Genomic DNA, 20,096 nt, shown 5'->3' with positions numbered 1-20,096 from the left:
ATGGTAAATAGCTATGTCTATTGAAGTTTTATCTTGGTTGAATTGCGCTACAAATTACACTTTTTTTGAATGCAATTTATAAAGAGTTTTACTAGTTTTTTTGGGAATACTAGGCATAAAAAAACAGCAACTGTTTTATTTTAAGTTGCTGTTTTGTGAGATACTGTTTTTTTCTATTTATGCTGTAAAGAAACGAAGTAGAAAAATATCTTTTTTATTTGGTGCTAAACACCGAATGTATTACCCATGCTGGGCCAATTAATAAAAATTGTAAATCCTTGATAAAGGATGGTTTTTTACCTTCGATTTTGTGTCCATAAAACTGACCAATCCATCCTACGGTGAATACACTTATAGAAAACCAAACTAGTGGTACGTATTGGGATACTAAATAATTTCCGATGAGACAAATAGCAGTAAAGAAGGTCATTTTTATTCCCATTATTAAGGAAAGCCTAAAATAGAAAAACAAAACAAATAGCAATATAACAAAAGCCCAATTGGCAAGTGCTGGATGTAGTGAGGCAAGGGGAGATAAAGCGCCACTTGGGATGCTCATGAACAAACCTACCACCGAAAAAAAGATAAGAGGTACACAGATATAATGAATCTTTTTATTGGTCAGGTTCTTGTGGCTTACGCTATATTCTTCAAACCATTCTGCTAATGTTTTCATAATTTATTTTTTACTAAAGTAATAAATAAATTAGATTTTGCTTAAATATTTTATTTTTTCAGTTTAGCTTTCGGATTGACTTAACTATTTAAAGCAGTGCTGAATGAGGGATAGAAAGGGGAATCCTTTTTTGCATTTTTTTCGCAAAAAAGATTGTACTGTATAGCCCGACCCGCTTTTTTTGCGGGGCATTCCCCAAAATTAATTTTAATCTCGATAGGTATCAAAAAGGTATTGAAGCGTTTCAGGAATATTATTGGCCTGCATTTCGGGATAGGTAATTTTGAGGTTTAACCAGTTTGAAATTATAGTATCAAATTCTTTATCAACGGTATACACTACCGGAACCCCAAGTTTTTTTAGTGCTGCGGCGTTACATTCCTGCTCGTAATGATTGCGAATTGGTATACTCAATACTTTCTTCTTGAGGTATAGTGCTTCGGCTGGAGTTTCAAAACCTCCGCCCGTAATAATTCCGTCACAAGTGATGAGGCTCTTATTGAATTGTTTTTGGTTTACAGGATAATAGGTAATATTTTGAATGGTGTGTTTGTGAGTTACGCTACTAAGGAACCAATGAAATGTTACATCGTGTAACTTTTGAAACGCTTTTTCGAGACAGTCTTGGTCAAAAGATGGTAAGTAAACGGTGATGTGTTGTAAATTTTGGGGATTGGCTTCAATTATTTTGTCCTTGATTATGGGAGGCCTTATGAAGCTGTCGTAGTTTTCAAAGTGCAAGCCAATGTTCTTAGGAGCTTTAGCGTAATGCTGTAAAATGAGTTCGCCCATGATGTTTTTTTTATCGGGTCTGGGAGTGTTTTTAGAGAGGAAACTGGCTTGATGTCCCAATTGAACTGAATGGACGTTTTGCATTTTACAAGCTAGAGATGTGATGGCGTCAAAATCATTGATTACCACATCGTAGTCTTTAAGTGGTAGTGCATCAGCGTCTTTGTAGATTTGGCGGGGTTTGATATTTTTTGTAATATTCCAGTAATCGAGTCCACCGCACTTGCTGTAGTATAAGCTGCAGCCATTGCTTTTATATCGAATAGGTATTTTAAGATCTAAGCTGGCATTGTTACCGCTCAAGAAAAAATCTACTGTTCCGTGTTGAAGTAAATAAGGATATAATTGTGTAGCTCTACTAATGTGGCCGTTTCCTGTGGCTTGAATGGCATAAAATATTTTCATATTGTTTTTTTGGTTGCGAAAAATAGAGTCTTTTTACTAATTCATTTATACTAAGTTGACTTTGTGGCAAGAACTTTGTTTGTGAAATAGCAGTGTAAATAACATTGCATGTAAACTCTAGCTAAAGTAAGAGCAGCATGTTATGGGAAAGTTTTTTTAAGTTTTCTATTTCATTATACTTTTAGTTGCAATGTTGGCTCATAATCTTTTCACATCCTTATATAAATTTCTTATTTTTGAAAAATGAAACAAATTCTTTATTCTTTTTTATTGCTGCCAATGATGATGTGGTCTCAATCCAATTTTGAAAAAGCAGAGAAACTTTTCAAGGAAGAAAAATACAGTCAGGCAGAAGTTCTTTTTGAAGGCATTTTGAAAACCAATCCTGCTGATACTAAGGTTATAGAATACCTAGGCGATATTGCGGGTCAATCTAAATCATGGGACAAAGCTATAGTATATTATAAAAAGCTCAAAGTGCTAAAGCCATCAGAGGCAGATTATTATTATAAATATGGTGGTGCGCTTGGTATGAAAGCCAAGACCGTGAATAAGTTTAAAGCGCTTGGAATGATTGATGAGGTTAAATCTTCATTTGAAAAAGCCATTGTATTAAACCCAAAGCATATTGACTCCCGATGGGCATTGATAGAATTGTATATTCAGTTGCCTGGAATTGTTGGCGGAAGCGAGTCTAAAGCAATTAAATATTCAAATGAATTAGCAAAATTATCACCTGTAGACGGCTACCTTTCAAGAGGGCATATAGAAGAATATTTTAAGAGATACACCGCTGCAGAAAATCAATATAAAAAAGCCATTCAGGCGGGTAGTACAAAAGTAGGTTCCCAAAAATTAGACAATTTATACAAACATAAATTAAAGAAAACATAATAATCTCACTCCGTTATTTGGCTGTGGCCAATGAGTAAATAAAATTCAGAAAAATATAAATATGGAAACTAAACATCCAAATTCTAACCCATCGGTATTAAGTTCAAATACATCTAACCATCTTCATTTTATAGCAATAGGAGGTAGCGCCATGCATAACTTGGCACTTACTTTGTACAACAAAGGATATAAAGTTACAGGTAGTGATGATGCAGTTTTTGAGCCTTCTAAATCAAGGTTAGAAAAAAAAGGATTACTTCCGCAAGAGATGGGTTGGTTTCCCGAAAAGATCACCCAAGATATAGAAGCAATTATTTTGGGTATGCATGCCAAAGCTGATAATCCTGAATTACTACAAGCGCAAGCTTTAGGGTTGAAAATATATTCTTATCCAGAATTTTTATACGAGCAGTCAAAAAACAAAACCCGCGTAGTGATTGGTGGTTCTCACGGAAAGACAACTATTACCTCAATGATCTTACACGTAATGCATTATCATAACATTGCTGTAGATTATATGGTAGGAGCACAACTCGAAGGTTTTGATACGATGGTACATCTGACCGAAGAAAATGATTTCATGGTACTTGAAGGAGACGAGTATTTGTCATCACCTATAGATAGGCGTCCTAAATTTCATTTGTATCAGCCTAATATTGCGCTAATTTCAGGTATTGCTTGGGATCACATAAATGTTTTTCCGACTTACGAAAATTACGTAGAGCAATTTGAAATTTTTATTGATAAAATTACTAACGGTGGCATATTAGTATACAACGAAGACGATGCCGAAGTGAAGCGCGTTGCTGAGGCTGCAACTAATCCGATCCGTAAATTAGCCTATGCTACACCTCAATATACAGTGAGCGATGGAGTAACACTTCTTGAAACTCCAGAAGGGGATATGCCAATTGAAGTTTTTGGCGCGCACAATTTAAATAATTTGGCTGGTGCCAAATGGATTTGCCAAAACATGGGCGTTGATGAAGCTGATTTTTACGAGGCAATTGCTAGTTTTAAAGGTGCGAGTAAACGACTAGAGAAAATAGCCGAAGGAAAAGGAAAAGTGGCCTACAAAGATTTTGCACACTCACCTAGCAAAGTAGCTGCCACAACTAAAGCGGTAAAGGAGCAATACCCAAATCGTAAATTAGTAGCTTGTTTAGAATTGCACACCTACAGTAGCTTGAATGCTGAGTTCTTAAAAGAGTATGAAGGAGCATTAGAATATGCTGATGTAGCAGTTGTTTTTTACTCCCCTGATGCTGTAAAAATCAAACAACTTGAAGAAGTAACTTATGATCAAATAGCCAAAGCTTTTAACAGAGAAGATTTGATTATTTATACCAATCCACAAGATTTTAAAGACTATTTGTTTAACCTTGATTTAGACAATTCGGCGTTGTTGTTGATGAGTTCCGGTAATTATGGCGGATTAAATTTTGATGAGGTCAAAAATCTAATGCAGTAATAAACTTTAAGGCGCCATTATTATGGTGCCTTTTATTTTTCATATTGATAGTGTCCTACTATTTTGTATTTAAATAAACAGTCTTCTAGTACTTGACCTGATCCTACGTTATGTACAAGTAGTGGACGCATGCCGTCACTCGTTTTTTTATGAGTTACAATACCTATGTGAGGAAGTTTTCCGTTAATTATCCAAGTTACAATAGCACCTGTTTTATAATCTTGAGCTTTATCTGATACTAGTAGCTTTCTACCTTTTCTTTCAAAGAAAACTTCTAAGTTTGGAACTCTTCTGTGATCTATATTTGTATCAGTCCCCTTCATGCCCCATTTTTTTAAGTTGGGATATTTCGAAAAATGATTTTTCATATCCTCATGTACTTCTTTTTGTAAATCAATATTTAATTTTCGGTAGGCTCTAATGACTACATCCGTACAAACTCCTTTGTTTTTAGGTACATCGCCTTTAGGATAGGGTATGGATTTATACGTTGGATCATAAATTACATTGGGGTTTATAATGGATAAAGCTGCTTTTGAAAGTCGTGTTTCAAACGGAATATTTGGTCTGCCTTACTGTGCCTTTAATTCATAAGGCATTAAAATGCTAATAATTAGTAAGAAATAAATAGCTTTCATATTTTTATCTTTAATTAAAATAACGTTATTTTTACTTTTGTATTACGCTTAATTTTAAAAAGTTACGACTTGGAACAAACTAATTTTCCCATCACAAATTGGTCCGAAGATGATAGACCACGTGAAAAATTGATGCTCAAAGGTAAAAGTGCTCTTAGCGATGCGGAGTTGATAGCTATATTGATAGGATCGGGTAGTCGGAATGAGTCCGCAGTTGATTTAAGCAAACGAATTTTATCCAGTGTTGACAATAATTTAAATGCATTAGGGAAATTATCCTTAGCACAATTAACCACTTTTAAGGGAATTGGTGAGGCAAAAGCAATTGCAATTATTGCGGCTCTTGAATTGGGTCGACGACGTAGAGCAGAGGATACTGTGGAGTTAAAAAAAGTAACCTCAAGTAAAGTGATTTTTGAAATCATGCAACCCGTAATAGGAGAGCTACCACATGAGGAGTTTTGGATTATTTTTTTGAATAACTCTAATAAAATTATTGCCAAATCTCAACTGAGTAAAGGAGGTATTACCGGGACACTAGTTGATGTGCGAATCGTTTTTAAAACAGCCTTAGAAAATGGTGCAACAGCTTTAATTTTATGCCATAACCATCCTTCAGGAACACTTGTGCCCAGTGATGCAGATAAACACATCACCAAAAAATTAAAGCAGGCCGGAGAAAGTTTAGAAATAAAAGTACTAGATCATCTTATAGTGACTGAAAACAGTTATTTTAGCTTTGCCGATGAAGGCATAATTTAATTACAAATTATGAAACAAAAATTAACGGATGTTTTTTTTGATCTGGACCATACATTGTGGGATTTTGATAAAAATTCAGAACTTACTTTCAATACTATTTTTAAAAACAATCACCCTGATGTTGATCCTAAGCTATTCATTGATAAATATGTACCAATAAATCAAGATTGTTGGAAATTATATCAGTTTGACAAAATTACTCATGAGGAATTGCGTTACAATAGATTGAAACATTCTTTTGATGCTATTGATTACTCCATTTCGGATGCTCAAATCAATAAAATCTCCGATGAATACATCAGACTTTTACCAGATAGTAATCATCTGTTTGACGGAACATTTGAAATTTTGGAGTATTTAAAGCCAAAATACAATTTGCATATCATAACAAACGGTTTTGCAGAAGTTCAATCCAGAAAAATGTACAATGCAAAAATTGAAAGTTATTTTCAAACAGTAACAAACTCTGAAATGGCTGGTGTTAAAAAACCAAATCCAGGCATATTTAATTTTGCACTTCAACGTGCTAACGCTGCTGTTACATCCAGTGTCATGATAGGAGATAGTTTTGAAGCTGATGTTCAAGGGGCACTTAATGCAGGATTAGATGCTATTTTTTTTAATGAAAATAGTATGGAAGTCGGCGGCGATATTAAACAAATTAACCATTTATTAGAACTCAAAAAATATTTATAATAATGAAAAAATCACTCCTATTTTTGTTTATGCTCCTTGTTAACTTTTCGTTTGCACAGTCCATTAATAACTACAAAGCTGTAATTGTACCTCTTAAGTTCGATTTTCTTAAAGTGGAGAATCAATATCGAATGAATACGCTAACAAAGTACAATTTTGAGAAAGCTGGTTTTGTAGCATTTTATAAAAAGGCGGAACTGCCGCAAGAGTATTATAATCGTTGTGATTTGCTCTTTGCAGATGTTGTTAAGGAAAATGGTTTTTTAACCACAAAATTGGTTGTCGTTTTAAAGGATTGCAATGATAAAATTATTTTTCAATCCGTAATGGGATCTAGTAGAGAGAAAGAGTATCAAGTAGCCTACGCTGAAGCACTCAACAAAGCTTTTGTATCAATACTTAATTTGAAATATAAGTATAATGGAACTAAAGCTATTGCTCAAGATCAAGTCGTTGAGCCAGCCTCAAAAGATCGTGTGATGATTCAAAAAAACACGAATGAAGTTGTAACAACAATGAGTCAATCTATAGGGGCAGATTTGTTGTATGCACAAGCAACATCAACTGGTTTTCAATTAATTGATAGTAGTCCAAAAGTAGTAATGAAATTGCTTAAAACTTCTCAGAAGAACTCATTTATAGCTATTAAGGGTGATATTCAAGGTTCTTTAATTTTAAAAGAGAACCAATGGTATTTTGAATATTATAAAAGCGATGTCTTAGTTTCAGAAAAAATCAATGTAAAATTCTAGAAAACAAAAGTACTTCCTATTCATAGAAAAGCCTTGATTCGTCAAGGCTTTTCTGTGAAGTTTAATATCCATATTTATCTTTCCAGCGGTTTTTTAAAAATTCCCTAATGGTATTTTCTCTTGAATTATTCCCTGGTACATAAATAGGTGTTTTTGTAATAGTATCTGGAAGAAATTCTTGTTCGGCAAAATTGTTTGTGTAATCATGTGCATATTTGTATTCTTCACCATATCCTAGTTCTTTCATGAGTTTGGTTGGTGCATTGCGCAAATGAATAGGTACTGGTAAATCTCCCGTTTGTTTCACGAGTTGTTGTGCAGTACCTATAGCCAAGTAGGATGCATTGCTTTTAGGTGATGTGGCAAGGTACACTGCACATTGACTCAAAATGATTCGGCTTTCCGGATAACCTATCGTAGCCACAGCTTGAAAAGTGTTGTTGGCCATGATAAAAGCAGTAGGATTTGCGTTTCCAATATCTTCGCTACTTAATATGAGCATTCTTCGGGCTATAAATTTTACATCTTCACCACCTTCAATCATTCGGGCTAGCCAATACACAGCTCCATTAGGATCGCTACCACGAATCGATTTTATAAATGCCGATACAATATCATAGTGCTGTTCTCCTGTTTTGTCATAAAGCACCGTATTTTGTTGTACAACTTCAAATACACGATCGTTAGTAATGATAATTTTGTCATCAAGAGATGCATTCACAACCAGTTCAAAAACATTCAATAATTTTCTGCCATCCCCGCCCGAAAGCCTTAATAAAGCTTCGGTTTCTTTGAGCTCAATATTTTTTTGAGACATCAATACATCTTTTTTCATGGCACGTTCCAGCAAGGTCTCCAAATCTATTTTTGTAAACGGATTTAATACATAGACTTGACATCTTGACAGTAACGCGGGAATTACCTCAAAACTGGGGTTTTCAGTTGTAGCGCCTATTAGGGTTACCCAGCCTTTCTCTACCGCAGCGAGTAAGGAATCCTGCTGCGATTTACTAAAGCGGTGAATCTCGTCAATAAATAAAATAGGATTTTTGGCTGTAAACAATCCGCCACTCTGTTTTGCCTTTTCAATAACTTCTCTGATGTCCTTAACCCCAGAATTAATAGCGCTTAATATATAAAACGGACGTTTAGATTCCTGAGCGATAATTTGTGATAAGGTTGTTTTTCCAGTGCCTGGTGGTCCCCAAAAAATTAATGATGGGATTATTCCTTTAGCAATTTGCTGTGTCAATGATCCATTTGGCCCTACAAGATGAGACTGACTCACATAATCATCCAGTTTTTGAGGGCGTATTCGTTCTGCAAGTGGTGCTTCCATTTTCTTAATTTGGTTGACTGTAACTAGCTTTTTATGGGTGTAAAATTACAGCTTTATTTGGAGCTTTTTCCAGCTGTACATTCTATCTTTTACATCTTGTAAAAAACAAGATATAAAAGGATGCCATTTCCATCTGGGCTAGGGCGTGTTGCTTTATGAAATAACAGCTTTATCATGACAAAATTACATCTTATGTTTTTTGGTTGCATTTTTGTACTTTAATCGTATTCGTTAATATGAATTAGCTTTTTAGATCAATCGAGTCAACATCTATGGACAAACATTTTAAGTTTACAAACTCAGTTCTATTATTTCCATTTTTTAGTGTAGTACTATTGTGGTTTGTTTATTGGTTGCAAATAAAATTTGACTTTGATTTTTATCAAAACGGTATCTATCCCCGAACCTTTTCAGGACTTCAAGGTGTCTTTTTAAGTCCATTCATTCATGGTGATGTAGAGCATTTGTACAATAATAGTATACCGCTGTTTATCTTGCTTGCAGCTTTGCAATTTTTTTATGCAAAAGAGTCTGTTCCTGTTGTTGTATTTGGAATCCTTCTATCAGGAATGATAACATGGTGCATCGGTAGGGAAAGTTATCACATAGGTGCGAGCGGATTAATTTACGTGTTGTTTAGTTTTATTTTTTTCAAAGGAATCCAAACCAAAAATCAAAGACTTGTTGCCCTATCACTTACAGTCATTGTTATTTATGGTGGATTAGTATGGTATGTTTTTCCAAGTCCCGAGATTGTAACTGAAAAGTCAATTTCTTGGGAAGGTCATTTGGGTGGTCTTATTTCAGGAATTGTATTGTCTTTCCTTTGTGATACCCCTCAGTTAAAGAAGCCCATAAAATACGATTGGGAACACCCGGATTATGATGCTTCGCAAGATAAATTCATGCAACGGTTTGATGAAAAAGGAAATTTTGTCAATTTACCCGTTGCGGTTCCTATCGAGCAATCTCCAATCTATGAGTATTATACGTCTAGTGTACCCGTGCAATATGAGTTGATTCCAAAAAAAAATGAGTTAAAACTATAGTTTCAACTCATTTAAATTTTAAAAATATTTATTGCGTTAAGATCGTTGTCTAACAGCTTCATATAAAAAGGCACCACACGCTACGGAAACATTTAAGGAACCAATTGTTCCAAACATTGGTAGCTTTGCTTTTTCATCTACAATTTTCAATACAGATGGATTTACACCTCTGTCTTCTGATCCCATAATAATTGCAACAGGTTCGTTCAAAGAGATGTCATATATGTTTTGCTCCGTCTTTTCAGTGGCAGCAACTGTTTTAATTCCATTGGCTTGCAATAAAAATATAGCATCCTTGATGTGTTCCACTTTACAAATTGGAATATTAAAAACTGCTCCCGCAGATGTTTTTACAGTATCTCCATTCACAGGTGCCGATCCAGCCTTTTGAACAATGATTCCATTTACCCCTGTACATTCAGCAGTTCTAATTATGGCACCAAAATTTCTAGCATCTGAAATTTGATCCAGAATCAAAAACAATGGCTTTTTACCGTTTTCAAGCACTGTATCTATTAAACTTTCCAAATCAAAAAATGAAATAGGAGAGATAGTAGCTACAGCTCCTTGGTGATTATTTGGAGTTAATCTATTTAGCTTTTCAACGGGTACGTAGGAGAAATTGATGTTTCCGCGTTTCATCACTTTCATCAAGTCTTTCATCAGTTCACTACTTGCCTCCTTTTGAATATATACTTTGTCTACTGTTGCGCCAGATTGTATAGCTTCGATAATCGCTCTAATCCCAAATATTTGATGTTCTTTTTCCATGGTGCAAATATATAAAAAAAAACCACCCCAAAAAATGGGATGGTTTTAGTAAAATTTATTAGGTTTAAAGATTATTTATCCCAAATTAATTTAGTAGTAAGTAAATCTCCACCAATTCTTTGAGCAGCTTCAGATACATTAGCACCGTTAAGTTGACTTAAATTAGCAGGATATGTAAAACGAGAAGGCATTGCGCTTAATCCTCTTAATGCTTCAAATTTATAAGTTGTTGAATTATCATCAGGATTTGGTTTGTTTAATGGGTAAGTTTGTCCTGGCTGCAATAAAGTAGTTGGGAATCCAGTTCTTCTGTACTCTGCATATGCTTCGTATGGTTGCATAAAGAGTGCAATGTATTTTTGTGTTAATACATTAGCTTGATTAGCTGGAGCTAAAGTTGCTAAATAAGCTGTGATTTTCACTGGAGAAACACCCCAACGTTCCATAGATGCTCTTACACCGTTTTGGTAGTTAGTGTTATTCCAACCATTTTGTTCAGCTAATAAGAATTCAACTTCTGCATATTCCATTAAAATTTCAGTATAGTCCTGTTTTAGAACGTTTGAACTCCAAAAAGAAGTGCCTCCTTGCTGTGATGCTGTTAGTGAACTTGTAATACCATAAGGCATACCAACATACTGAGTCAAGTCATCTGTTTCTGTATAACTAAAAGTTTTTACAGCTGTCTTAGATGCTGTTATTGGAGCGGCATATTTTTGTAATCTTGGGTCAACTCCAAAAGTGCCTAGGTTTCCTTTCAATAGATCAACTAAAGTGTTAGATATAGCAAAATCAGTTCTGTTAGATAAATAAAAATCTCTGTAAAAAGCACTTGGATTAATATCATCTTTTTGAAATGTCAAGCCTACGTTGTCAGCATTCGAAGTCATAACTCCAGCAGCTATAGCCTCTGTAGCATTTGCTTCTGCTCCAGGAACAACACCTTTAACTCTAGTTGCAATACGTAAACGTAATGAATTTGCAAATTTTCTCAATTTAACTGGACTTTTAAACAGGTTGTCACCTTGTGTAAAAACTGGCTCAGAAGTAACAATCATTGCTGAAGCCTCTTTCAGTTCTTTCATTAAGTCAGCATAAATTTTTACTTGAGTTGCAAATTTTGGTTTGATATTTCCACCATTTAATTGTAATGCTTGAAAATCAGGGTCATTATTTCCATAAGAATAGTATGGTACATCTCCGTATGCATCTACTAACTGTAAGAAAGTATATGCTAGCATTACTCTCGCAGCTGCAATTTGGTTATTGTTGTTACCATACGCTGAATTGATGACTTTCGTTTCGGGATTGGTGTTGAGGTCAATAACCGTTTTTAAATCTACTGCAGCAGTGTAATAATCCGTATACAAACTTTGATTTGTTCCTTCTCTAAATTGAAATCTATCCTCTTCAGTATAGTTTCTTTGAGCAGAGTATTGAATCCAAGGTAATGCCATTCTTCCTGATGAAAAACTACCACGAGAATTTGTCATTAAAGCGGATACAGCACTATTAAATACACCGTATGCGGGTACATTAGCAATGTCTGGATTGTTTGGACTAACGTTTGTTTCTTCCAAATTATCAGTACAGCTTACTGTCGTAGTAAGTACTGTAGCGACGGATAATAATGATATAAATATTTTTTTCATTTTATTTTTTGTTTTAGAATTTAAATTCTAGGTTCATACCGTATGTTCTAGTCGATGGTAATGAACCTCCTTCAAGACCTTGTGTGTTTCCACTACCGTATGATGCCATCTCAGGATCCATTCCATCCCAATCAAGTCCCCAAGTGAATAAGTTTCTTGCAAAAAGAGATAGTCTAATATCAGAGAATACTCCTCTGTGTTTTTTAGGAAGACTATAACCTAAAGTCACTTCTCTTAATTTAACGTAGCTAGCATCAAATACGTTCAATGCATCTAATCCATAATGTTGTTGTGCCCAAGCTTGTCCAGGTAAAACAGATGTATTAGGTGTACCGTCTTCGTATACAGCATCTACAACAATACCATTTTCTCTTATTCCATTAGCTGCAGTAGCTTCTAATACTCCAGAATATGTACCCCACATGTGTGTTGTAGAAAAATAGCTTCCTCCCTTTTGTATATCAATTAAGAAACCTAAACTTATGTCTTTATATTTGAAAGAGTTTCTAATACCCATGTTGTAATCAGGTGTTATATCCCCTAATGATTTTCTTGCTGTTGGTATGTAGTACCCATCAGCATCTACAACTTTTTTTCCATTAGCGTCATAAGTAAAGTCTGTTCCGTAAATTTGACCATATTGTTGTCCTGTAACCGCTAATAAAGTAGCTTGAAATGGAGCAGTTCCAATAATTAATTCATTTACACCAGGTAATAATTCAACTAATTTATTGTTGTTTTTTGCAAAATTCCAAGTAATATCCCATTTGAAATCAGTAGTTCTTATAGGATTTAAATTTACAGTTGCCTCAATACCTTTGTTTTGTAATTTTCCAGCATTGAATAACTTAAAGTTGAAACCAGTTGATGGGTCAATTTGTACTGGGGTAATAAGATCAGTTGTAGCAACATCATAATAGGTTAAGTCAATTCCAACTCTTCTATCGAATAAACTCAATTCAAGACCAATTTCTTTTGTAGTTTTTAATTCAGGTACTAAAAGTGGATTGTTAGCTGTTCCTGGTTGACTGTATCTTGGCTGTCCTTGGAATGGAGTTAAAACATCTGCATAATTGTCTAGTCTGTATGGAGTTGTAGCATTTCCTGCTTGTGCCCATCCACCGCGAATTTTACCGTAGTTTAACCACTTGTAATCTGTAAGTAATTCAGAGAAGATAAAACTTCCATTAACAGAAGCGTAGTTTACTGGCTCGAAAACAGTACTAAACCAATCTTGTCTGTCTGTAGCTTCAATAAATAACATATTGTTATATCCTAGCACAACAGATCCGTAAGCACTATTTGTTAATGTTTTTTCATCGTAATTAGTAGCTAAAGCAGGACTTTTACTATTTGATAAGTTGTACTGATTTGGTAATGATAGTCCACCTACAGTAGCACCTGTTAATCTAGAGAAATTATAACTTCTTCTGTTTGCTCCAGCAAATGTGTTGATGCTAAATTTACCAAAAGTTTTGTCATAATGCAAACGACCTTCGTAGTTAAAATCAGTAAGGGTTCTAGTAGATGTAGTGTAGCTTGGTGTAGCTTGAGATCCAATAGCCACTCTTTCGTTGATATTTAAAGAGTAAGTATCTCCGTAAACGTTACCTACTGCATATAAATCTTTAGTGATGTTGTAAGTTATTTTTCCGTTCCCGTAAAATCTATTTCTTTTATCTCCCGAAGTATTTTCGTTTATGATCCAGTATGGATTGTCTGAATAATTTGGTGTTGCATTATTCCAAGCAATTCTATTCCAAGATCTTTGTTGGCCGTTAGGTAATTTATAGTCTTTCAAATCATTATAATCCAATTGTCTTTGTGACCATTGGTAGAATTTTTGAGCAAGACCATTGTCTCCGTATCCAACTTCTGGTCTGTTAAAACCTCTAGTTTGTACGTAAGTCATCATACCTTCAACTTTTAATTTATCACTTAGTTGAGTATTTGCATTAACAGAAAAAGTATTTCTTGTTAATGAAGAGTTTGGAACGATACCTTCCGTTTTTTGATTTGCGTAAGAAAATCTAACACCAGTATCTTGTGTTGATTTTGTAAACGATATAGCGTTGTTTCTTGTTATTCCTGTTCTAAAGAAAGAATCTACATCATTATTTGGTGAAAGCCATGGTTTTTCTACTAAATAATCTTCAGCAAATTCTGGATCAAATGCATTCCACGGCAAGTGAAGTAAATTGGCATCATATTTTGGTCCCCAACTTTCGTCAGTTTTATAATCTGCTAAATTGTAAGTTTTTCCGTTTATTACTTGCTTCACAAATGTAGATGAACTACCACCACCATATTGTTTCTGTAATTTTGGGCTTATGTAAGCTTCCTCAAAAGTTATTCCAGAGTTGAAAGAAACTTCAGCTCTTCCACCTTTTTTGCCAGATTTTGTAGTGTATAAAATAGCACCGTTTCCAGCTCTATTCCCGTAAAGCGCTGCTGCAGGTCCACCTTTTAAGACAGTAACAGACTCTATATCATCAGGGTTGATGTCTGCTGATGCATCTCCGTAATCTCTACCTCCAGCTCCTCTTTCTGTATTTGCTGTATTGTAGTTTCCATTATCTAAAGGGATTCCATCAATTACAATTAAAGGTTTATTTTCTCCTGTTACAGATCCAATACCTCTCATAACAATTCTTGTTGACCCACCCATTGTTGAAGGTGCAGTAATTTGTAGACCAGCTACGTTACCTGATAATGCAGATACAGCATTATTTGAACCACCTTCATTAATTGTAGCTCCTTTTAATTCTTGAGTTGCATAACTCAAAGATTCTTTTTTTCTTGTAATACCAAGAGCCGTAACTACTACTCCTTCTAGTTCAACTGAGTCATCTTTAAGATTTACATTTAAACTTGTTGAACCTGCTGATAATTCTTGAGTTTTCATTCCAATGTAGCTAAATACCAAGATTTGGCTTGGTGTCGCCTTGATTGAATACTTACCATCATAATCAGTTTGCGTTCCAGTTTTAGTTCCTTTCACTAATACACTCACACCTGGTAAAGGCATTCCTGCATTATCAGAAACAGTTCCCGAAACAGATCTTTCTTGGGCAAATGTAATTTGCGCCACTAATACTACAAGGAGTACTAGTAATCCATTAAACTTTAGTTTCATTTTTTAATATTTTGAATTAGTTTGACAAACATCTTAATATTTTCTTAACATTCCTAATGTAAAATCGTTTTAAAATGTTAAATTTAGAATTTGATGTTGTAATTTAAATGTAGGATTCCGTTTTCAGTTTTAATTCTCTGAGAATTTAAAGCGCCACTTGCCAGTGCAATGCGTAATAATCCGTTTTTTGTTTGTGCACCAAAACCTAGTCCGATGCCTATTAGTTGGTTGTTTCTTAATGCTTTAGGGGTGGTTCTTTTGAAGTAAGCGAGATCCGCGATGGTATGGACATAAAATTTACTATTCAATGCATAACGATATTCTGTTAAAAATGCAGATGTCCAAAATGCAGCAAGACTATTTTCTCGAAAACCTCGAACACTATTAAATCCTCCAAAGCGATGCAACTCATTTTCTAAATATTGAGAACTAGCCAGGTAATGATTTTGATTGTTGATATAGAAGGAGTTCTTGGAGTTAATTTCAAAAAGGAGAATGTTTTTTATCTCTATTTGAATTTGTTTGGTCGGTTTTGGATCTGTTTCTATCTCTGCTATTCTCTTGCCTGCTCCAAGTAAAGCAATAAAACCAAAACGTGGTATAAACCTATTTTTTCTGATGAAGAGATCTTTATTTTCATAACCTATTGTTAGGAAATTGTTGTTAAATCCCGCTATGTTTGAGTTACCGTCTTGGATTACGCTGGACTGTGTGGAATGGTATCCTAACTTTATTTCAGAATTGTTTTTCAATCTATAATTTAACCCTAAAGTTGTTTTTGTATTTTGAAATGTACTGTCTTGCCTGAAAATTTGTAAGTCTGTTTGGATTCCTATCGGAGAATTAAAAAGATAGGGTAAAGCTAAACTCGCTTTGAAAGTTTTTTGATCATTGCCGTCGCTTTTCCAAAAAATTTGTATTTGTTCTCCCTTAGTTAAAATGTTTTCAAGTTGAATGTCCAAGTAACCATTTAAGGTAAAACGATTTTCATTATTGCTAAAGCCGATAAACCCATCAAAGGTATTCGAATTTTTCTTTTCTAGATACACATATACCTTGGTCGTATCTTTGGTTACTAAAAATTCAGGGTATTTTATTTGATTGACAAAGTTGAGTTTATTAAAATCAGAATGGATTTGTTCAAGACTTTTTAAATTAAATAGTTTGTTTTTATATTTTCGGTTTATTTGAGTGAGATGACCTCTTGGAAATTTATTTTTTCCTTCCTGTTTTATGACTATTGCATTGATGTTTCGGGTGGAGTTTTTTTGAATGTCTAATTCTGCAAGTAAAAGAGATTGCTTTCTTTTTATACTGATGAGTTTTACTTTTGCAAAAGCATATCCGGTATCTTCTAGAAGGTGTAGTGTATGATCTAGAAACGTCTCGATTTCTGAATAATGTATTTCAATTGTTTTTTTTTGTAGTTTTAATAGTGTCACTGTTTCTAGATCCGGAATGGTGACGATAATTTTTTTTATTTGTTGTCCTAAATCAATTTTATTTTGAAAAGTAGAGTCGTTAATTTTATTTAGTTGAAATGTTTTTACTTCAATATAACCTATAAAAGAAGCTTTTTTGAGAAAGCCTTCTACTTCATCATTTATAGAACTTACATTTTTATGTTTGGTTTGGTAATTTAAGGAGTCTATTTTTTTGGTTTCTTCTTTTGAATTTCCAATGATTTGTAATCGAAACTCTTGAGCGTAACATGTGCTTTCTAATATTAGAAATAAAAATAAAAGAAGTGTTTTTTTTTTATTGCTCATTGTGCAAATTTAGTGATACAAATATGAGATCTTTGTAATGATTTTCAAAGTTCTAAATAATCTAATTGAAAATTAATAGTTTAACGTTTGTAGAGTAAAAAATATTTTCTACATTTGCAACCCCGTAAAAAGCGGGAATTTAATATAATAAGAAATTTTTAGTATTAATTATGCCAACAATTCAACAATTAGTAAGAACAGGAAGAACTCAGATAACTAAGAAGAGTAAATCGGTTGCTTTAGATTCTTGTCCTCAAAGAAGAGGGGTTTGTACGCGTGTTTACACTACAACACCTAAAAAACCAAACTCTGCAATGCGTAAAGTAGCGCGTGTACGTTTGACAAATGGTAATGAAGTGAATGCGTACATCCCTGGTGAAGGACACAATTTACAAGAGCACTCGATAGTATTAGTTAGGGGTGGAAGGGTAAAAGATTTACCAGGAGTTAGATATCACATCGTTCGTGGTGCACTTGATACGTCAGGAGTAGCAGGAAGAACGCAAAGAAGATCTAAGTACGGAGCTAAACGCCCAAAGGAAGTAAAAAAGTAATTTAAAAAGTTAATTGCTTGTAACTGAGTTAGAATTTTTAATTCTATATCTAAGTTATGTGTTAATGACAAAAAATTAAAAAAAAGACATGAGAAAAAGAGCGGCAAAGAAAAGACCACTTTTACCAGATCCAAGGTTTAATGACCAACTGGTAACACGTTTTGTGAACAACTTAATGTGGGATGGAAAAAAATCTACAGCGTTTAAAGTATTTTATGATGCAATTGATATTATTGAATCTAAAAAACAAGATGCTGAAAAACCATCATTAGAAATCTGGAAAGATGCGTTAACTAATGTTATGCCTCACGTAGAAGTACGTAGTCGTAGAGTAGGTGGAGCTACATTTCAAATTCCAATGCAAATTCGTCCAGATAGAAAAATTTCTATGGCGATGAAATGGTTAATTCTTTATTCAAGAAGAAGAAACGAAAAGTCAATGGCACAAAGATTAGCATCAGAGTGTTTAGCTGCTGCTAAAGAAGAAGGAGCTGCTGTTAAGAAAAGAATGGATACTCACAAAATGGCTGAAGCTAACAAAGCTTTCTCTCACTTTAGATTTTAATCCGTAAGAAATGGCTAGAGAACTTAAATATACAAGAAACATAGGTATTGCTGCTCATATTGATGCTGGTAAAACAACAACAACTGAGCGTATATTATTCTATACAGGAAAATCACACAAAATTGGTGAAGTACACGATGGTGCTGCAACAATGGACTGGATGGCACAAGAGCAAGAAAGAGGTATTACTATTACTTCTGCAGCTACAACTTGTGAATGGAATTTTCCAACTACTCAAGGTAAAATTTTACCTGAGACCTTGCCTTATCACTTTAATATCATTGATACCCCAGGACACGTTGACTTTACAGTTGAAGTAAATCGTTCTTTACGTGTACTTGATGGTTTAGTATTCTTGTTTAGTGCTGTTGATGGTGTTGAACCTCAATCAGAAACGAACTGGAGATTAGCAGATCAATATAGAGTTCCTCGTATTGGTTTTGTTAATAAAATGGATAGACAAGGATCTAACTTTTTGATGGTATGTCAACAAGTAAGAGACATGTTAAAATCTAATGCTGTTGCGATTACTTTGCCAATTGGTGAAGAAAATGATTTCAAAGGTGTTGTAGATTTAGTAAGAAACCAAGCTATTGTTTGGGATGATGCTGGAATGGGAGCAACTTATGAAGTTGTTGATATTCCTGCTGATATGGTAGACGAAGTTAAAGAGTACAGAGACATTCTTATTGAGGCAGTTGCTGATTATGATGAAAACTTACTTGATAAGTATATGGAAGATCCAGATTCTATCACGGAAGAAGAAATCAACATCGCTTTAAGAGCAGCTGTAATGGATATGGCGATTATCCCTATGATTGCTGGTTCATCTTTCAAGAATAAAGGAGTTCAATTCATGTTAGATGCAGTATGTAAATACTTACCATCTCCAATGGATAAAGAAGGTATTGAAGGTATTCACCCTGATGATGCTGAACTTTTAGAAGAAGATCAAACTAAAATCTTGCGTAAGCCAGATGTTAAAGAGCCATTTGCGGCTTTAGCATTTAAAATTGCTACTGACCCATTCGTAGGTCGTTTAGCTTTCTTCCGTGCTTATTCAGGACGTTTAGATGCAGGTTCTTACGTTTTGAACACGCGTTCAGGTAATAAGGAAAGAATTTCTCGTATCTACCAAATGCACGCAAACAAACAAAACCCAATCGAGTATATCGAGGCAGGAGATATTGGAGCGGCAGTTGGCTTTAAAGATATCAAAACTGGAGATACATTGTGTGATGAAAAACACCCAATTATTCTTGAGTCAATGAAATTTCCTGCGCCAGTAATTGGTATTGCTATTGAGCCTAAAACTAAGGCTGACGTAGATAAAATGGGTATGGCTTTAGCTAAATTAGCTGAAGAGGATCCAACGTTTACTGTTAGAACTGATGAAGCTTCTGGGCAAACGATTATTTCTGGTATGGGTGAGCTTCACTTAGATATCTTGGTAGATCGTATGAAACGTGAATTTAAAGTTGAAGTAAACCAAGGTGAGCCTCAAGTTGAATACAAAGAAGCGTTTACTAAAAAAGCACAACACAGAGAGACTTACAAAAAACAATCTGGAGGTCGTGGTAAATTCGGTGATATCGTATTTATTCTTGAGCCTGCTGATGAAGTTGATGGTAAAGCTCCAGTTGGATTACAGTTTGTTAATGCTGTGAAAGGTGGTAACGTTCCAAAAGAGTATATACCTTCAGTTGAAAAAGGTTTCCGTGAGGCAATGAAAACTGGTCCTTTAGCAGGATATCAAGTTGATAGTTTAAAGGTTACTTTATTAGACGGATCTTTCCACCCTGTGGATTCTGATGCGCTTTCTTTTGAGTTAGCAGCAAGAATGGGTTATAGAGAGGTAGCGAAAGCTGCTGGTGCTGTAATTTTAGAGCCAATCATGAAAATGGAGGTTATTACACCAGAAGAAAACATGGGAGATATCGTTGGTGATATTAACCGTCGTAGAGGTCAGGTGAGTGACATGGGAGATAGAAATGGTGCTAAAACTATTAAGGCTGATGTGCCTTTATCAGAGATGTTTGGATATGTTACAACATTAAGAACATTATCTTCTGGTAGAGCAACTTCTACAATGGAATTCTCTCATTATGCAGAGACACCTTCTAATATTTCAGAAGCAGTAATTAAAAAAGCAAAAGGAAACGCTTAATCTTTAAG

Annotated in this window: 17 protein-coding genes; 9 read left to right on the top strand and 8 right to left on the bottom strand. The window is 34.5% G+C overall.

Annotated elements, in window-relative coordinates; genetic code table 11:
- Positions 1-214: 214 nt before the first annotated feature.
- Both IQ05_RS13900 and IQ05_RS13895 read right to left on the bottom strand, forming a co-directional pair.
- Positions 215-676 carry an Mpo1 family 2-hydroxy fatty acid dioxygenase gene (locus IQ05_RS13900; protein ID WP_144893933.1) on the bottom strand — a complete coding sequence of 154 codons (462 nt, stop codon included), beginning with the start codon at positions 674-676 and terminating at the stop codon, positions 215-217.
- A 207-nt stretch (positions 677-883) separates the two neighbouring features.
- Positions 884-1,873, bottom strand: coding sequence for a glycosyltransferase family protein (locus tag IQ05_RS13895; protein WP_144893931.1), 990 nt, complete (start codon positions 1,871-1,873; stop codon positions 884-886).
- Positions 1,874-2,116: 243 nt separating this feature from the next.
- Here IQ05_RS13895 and IQ05_RS13890 point away from each other — a divergent pair, with 243 nt between their 5' ends.
- The gene (locus IQ05_RS13890) at positions 2,117-2,767 is read left to right on the top strand and encodes a tetratricopeptide repeat protein (protein WP_144893929.1); all 651 of its coding nucleotides are present in this window, start codon (positions 2,117-2,119) and stop codon (positions 2,765-2,767) included.
- Positions 2,768-2,828: 61 nt separating this feature from the next.
- Positions 2,829-4,238 (top strand): UDP-N-acetylmuramate--L-alanine ligase, encoded by a 1,410-nt coding sequence (locus IQ05_RS13885; protein WP_262711543.1) that lies wholly within the window; start codon positions 2,829-2,831, stop codon positions 4,236-4,238.
- A 32-nt stretch (positions 4,239-4,270) separates the two neighbouring features.
- Here IQ05_RS13885 and IQ05_RS13880 read toward each other — a convergent pair whose 3' ends face one another.
- A complete protein-coding gene (locus IQ05_RS13880; RefSeq protein WP_144893926.1) occupies positions 4,271-4,798 on the bottom strand; it encodes a DUF1287 domain-containing protein in 528 nt (175 codons plus the stop codon).
- Positions 4,799-4,945: 147 nt separating this feature from the next.
- Here IQ05_RS13880 and radC point away from each other — a divergent pair, with 147 nt between their 5' ends.
- Genes radC through IQ05_RS13865 form a run of 3 tightly spaced genes read left to right on the top strand, consistent with a single transcriptional unit; the run spans position 4,946 to position 7,086 of the window.
- Positions 4,946-5,638 (top strand): RadC family protein, encoded by a 693-nt coding sequence (radC, locus tag IQ05_RS13875; protein WP_086452773.1) that lies wholly within the window; start codon positions 4,946-4,948, stop codon positions 5,636-5,638.
- Positions 5,639-5,647: 9 nt separating this feature from the next.
- Positions 5,648-6,334, top strand: a complete 687-nt coding sequence (locus tag IQ05_RS13870; protein ID WP_144893924.1) for a YjjG family noncanonical pyrimidine nucleotidase — start codon at positions 5,648-5,650, stop codon at positions 6,332-6,334.
- A gap of 2 nt (positions 6,335-6,336) precedes the next feature.
- Positions 6,337-7,086: a hypothetical protein gene (locus tag IQ05_RS13865; RefSeq protein WP_144893922.1), complete on the top strand. Its 750-nt coding sequence runs from the start codon at positions 6,337-6,339 to the stop codon at positions 7,084-7,086.
- 61 nt (positions 7,087-7,147) lie between these two features.
- On the opposite strand, the gene IQ05_RS13860 is transcribed toward IQ05_RS13865, so the two are convergent.
- Positions 7,148-8,425, bottom strand: coding sequence for a replication-associated recombination protein A (locus IQ05_RS13860; protein WP_144893920.1), 1,278 nt, complete (start codon positions 8,423-8,425; stop codon positions 7,148-7,150).
- A gap of 272 nt (positions 8,426-8,697) precedes the next feature.
- On the opposite strand from IQ05_RS13860, the gene IQ05_RS13855 reads away from it, so the two are divergent.
- A complete protein-coding gene (locus IQ05_RS13855) occupies positions 8,698-9,474 on the top strand; it encodes a rhomboid family intramembrane serine protease (protein ID WP_144893918.1) in 777 nt (258 codons plus the stop codon).
- A gap of 36 nt (positions 9,475-9,510) precedes the next feature.
- Here the strand turns inward: IQ05_RS13855 and rlmB are convergent, their stop codons facing one another.
- The 4 genes from rlmB to IQ05_RS13835 form a co-directional block, all read right to left on the bottom strand.
- Positions 9,511-10,245, bottom strand: a complete 735-nt coding sequence (gene rlmB / locus IQ05_RS13850) for a 23S rRNA (guanosine(2251)-2'-O)-methyltransferase RlmB (RefSeq protein WP_144893916.1) — start codon at positions 10,243-10,245, stop codon at positions 9,511-9,513.
- Between the two features lie 71 nt (positions 10,246-10,316).
- On the bottom strand, positions 10,317-11,897 hold the full coding sequence (locus tag IQ05_RS13845) for a SusD/RagB family nutrient-binding outer membrane lipoprotein (RefSeq protein ID WP_144893914.1): 1,581 nt from the start codon (positions 11,895-11,897) through the stop codon (positions 10,317-10,319).
- Positions 11,898-11,910: 13 nt separating this feature from the next.
- Complete coding sequence (locus tag IQ05_RS13840) at positions 11,911-15,033, bottom strand: SusC/RagA family TonB-linked outer membrane protein (RefSeq protein WP_144893912.1); 3,123 nt, start codon at positions 15,031-15,033, stop codon at positions 11,911-11,913.
- Positions 15,034-15,116: 83 nt separating this feature from the next.
- Positions 15,117-16,802 carry a BamA/TamA family outer membrane protein gene (locus IQ05_RS13835; protein ID WP_144893910.1) on the bottom strand — a complete coding sequence of 562 codons (1,686 nt, stop codon included), beginning with the start codon at positions 16,800-16,802 and terminating at the stop codon, positions 15,117-15,119.
- 170 nt (positions 16,803-16,972) lie between these two features.
- Between IQ05_RS13835 and rpsL the strand changes: the two genes are divergently transcribed.
- The 3 genes from rpsL (at position 16,973) to fusA (ending at position 20,088) form a co-directional block, all read left to right on the top strand.
- Positions 16,973-17,356, top strand: a complete 384-nt coding sequence (gene rpsL, locus IQ05_RS13830; protein ID WP_144893908.1) for a 30S ribosomal protein S12 — start codon at positions 16,973-16,975, stop codon at positions 17,354-17,356.
- Positions 17,357-17,444: 88 nt separating this feature from the next.
- Complete coding sequence (rpsG, locus tag IQ05_RS13825) at positions 17,445-17,921, top strand: 30S ribosomal protein S7 (protein WP_035668130.1); 477 nt, start codon at positions 17,445-17,447, stop codon at positions 17,919-17,921.
- Between the two features lie 10 nt (positions 17,922-17,931).
- Entirely contained in the window at positions 17,932-20,088 is a 2,157-nt protein-coding gene (gene fusA / locus IQ05_RS13820; RefSeq protein ID WP_144893906.1) for an elongation factor G, read from the top strand.
- Positions 20,089-20,096 lie beyond the last annotated feature (8 nt).

It is taken from the genome of Flavobacterium tiangeerense (assembly GCF_007830355.1).
Classification (GTDB): domain Bacteria; phylum Bacteroidota; class Bacteroidia; order Flavobacteriales; family Flavobacteriaceae; genus Flavobacterium; species Flavobacterium tiangeerense.
Note: the sequence above shows the minus strand (reverse complement) of the source record. Positions and strands in the feature narration are given on the sequence as shown.

Bases quoted from the DNA above. Each gene is read 5' to 3' on its own strand.
- IQ05_RS13900 (WP_144893933.1), bottom strand. From the start codon at position 676: ATGAAAACATTAGCAGAATGGTTTGAAGAATATAGCGTAAGCCACAAG.
- IQ05_RS13895 (WP_144893931.1), bottom strand. From the start codon at position 1,873: ATGAAAATATTTTATGCCATTCAAGCCACAGGAAACGGCCACATTAGT.
- IQ05_RS13890 (WP_144893929.1), top strand. From the start codon at position 2,117: ATGAAACAAATTCTTTATTCTTTTTTATTGCTGCCAATGATGATGTGG.
- IQ05_RS13885 (WP_262711543.1), top strand. From the start codon at position 2,829: ATGGAAACTAAACATCCAAATTCTAACCCATCGGTATTAAGTTCAAAT.
- IQ05_RS13870 (WP_144893924.1), top strand. From the start codon at position 5,648: ATGAAACAAAAATTAACGGATGTTTTTTTTGATCTGGACCATACATTG.
- IQ05_RS13865 (WP_144893922.1), top strand. From the start codon at position 6,337: ATGAAAAAATCACTCCTATTTTTGTTTATGCTCCTTGTTAACTTTTCG.
- IQ05_RS13860 (WP_144893920.1), bottom strand. From the start codon at position 8,425: ATGGAAGCACCACTTGCAGAACGAATACGCCCTCAAAAACTGGATGAT.
- IQ05_RS13855 (WP_144893918.1), top strand. From the start codon at position 8,698: ATGGACAAACATTTTAAGTTTACAAACTCAGTTCTATTATTTCCATTT.
- rlmB (WP_144893916.1), bottom strand. From the start codon at position 10,245: ATGGAAAAAGAACATCAAATATTTGGGATTAGAGCGATTATCGAAGCT.
- IQ05_RS13845 (WP_144893914.1), bottom strand. From the start codon at position 11,897: ATGAAAAAAATATTTATATCATTATTATCCGTCGCTACAGTACTTACT.
- IQ05_RS13840 (WP_144893912.1), bottom strand. From the start codon at position 15,033: ATGAAACTAAAGTTTAATGGATTACTAGTACTCCTTGTAGTATTAGTG.
- IQ05_RS13835 (WP_144893910.1), bottom strand. From the start codon at position 16,802: ATGAGCAATAAAAAAAAAACACTTCTTTTATTTTTATTTCTAATATTA.
- rpsL (WP_144893908.1), top strand. From the start codon at position 16,973: ATGCCAACAATTCAACAATTAGTAAGAACAGGAAGAACTCAGATAACT.
- rpsG (WP_035668130.1), top strand. From the start codon at position 17,445: ATGAGAAAAAGAGCGGCAAAGAAAAGACCACTTTTACCAGATCCAAGG.
- fusA (WP_144893906.1), top strand. From the start codon at position 17,932: ATGGCTAGAGAACTTAAATATACAAGAAACATAGGTATTGCTGCTCAT.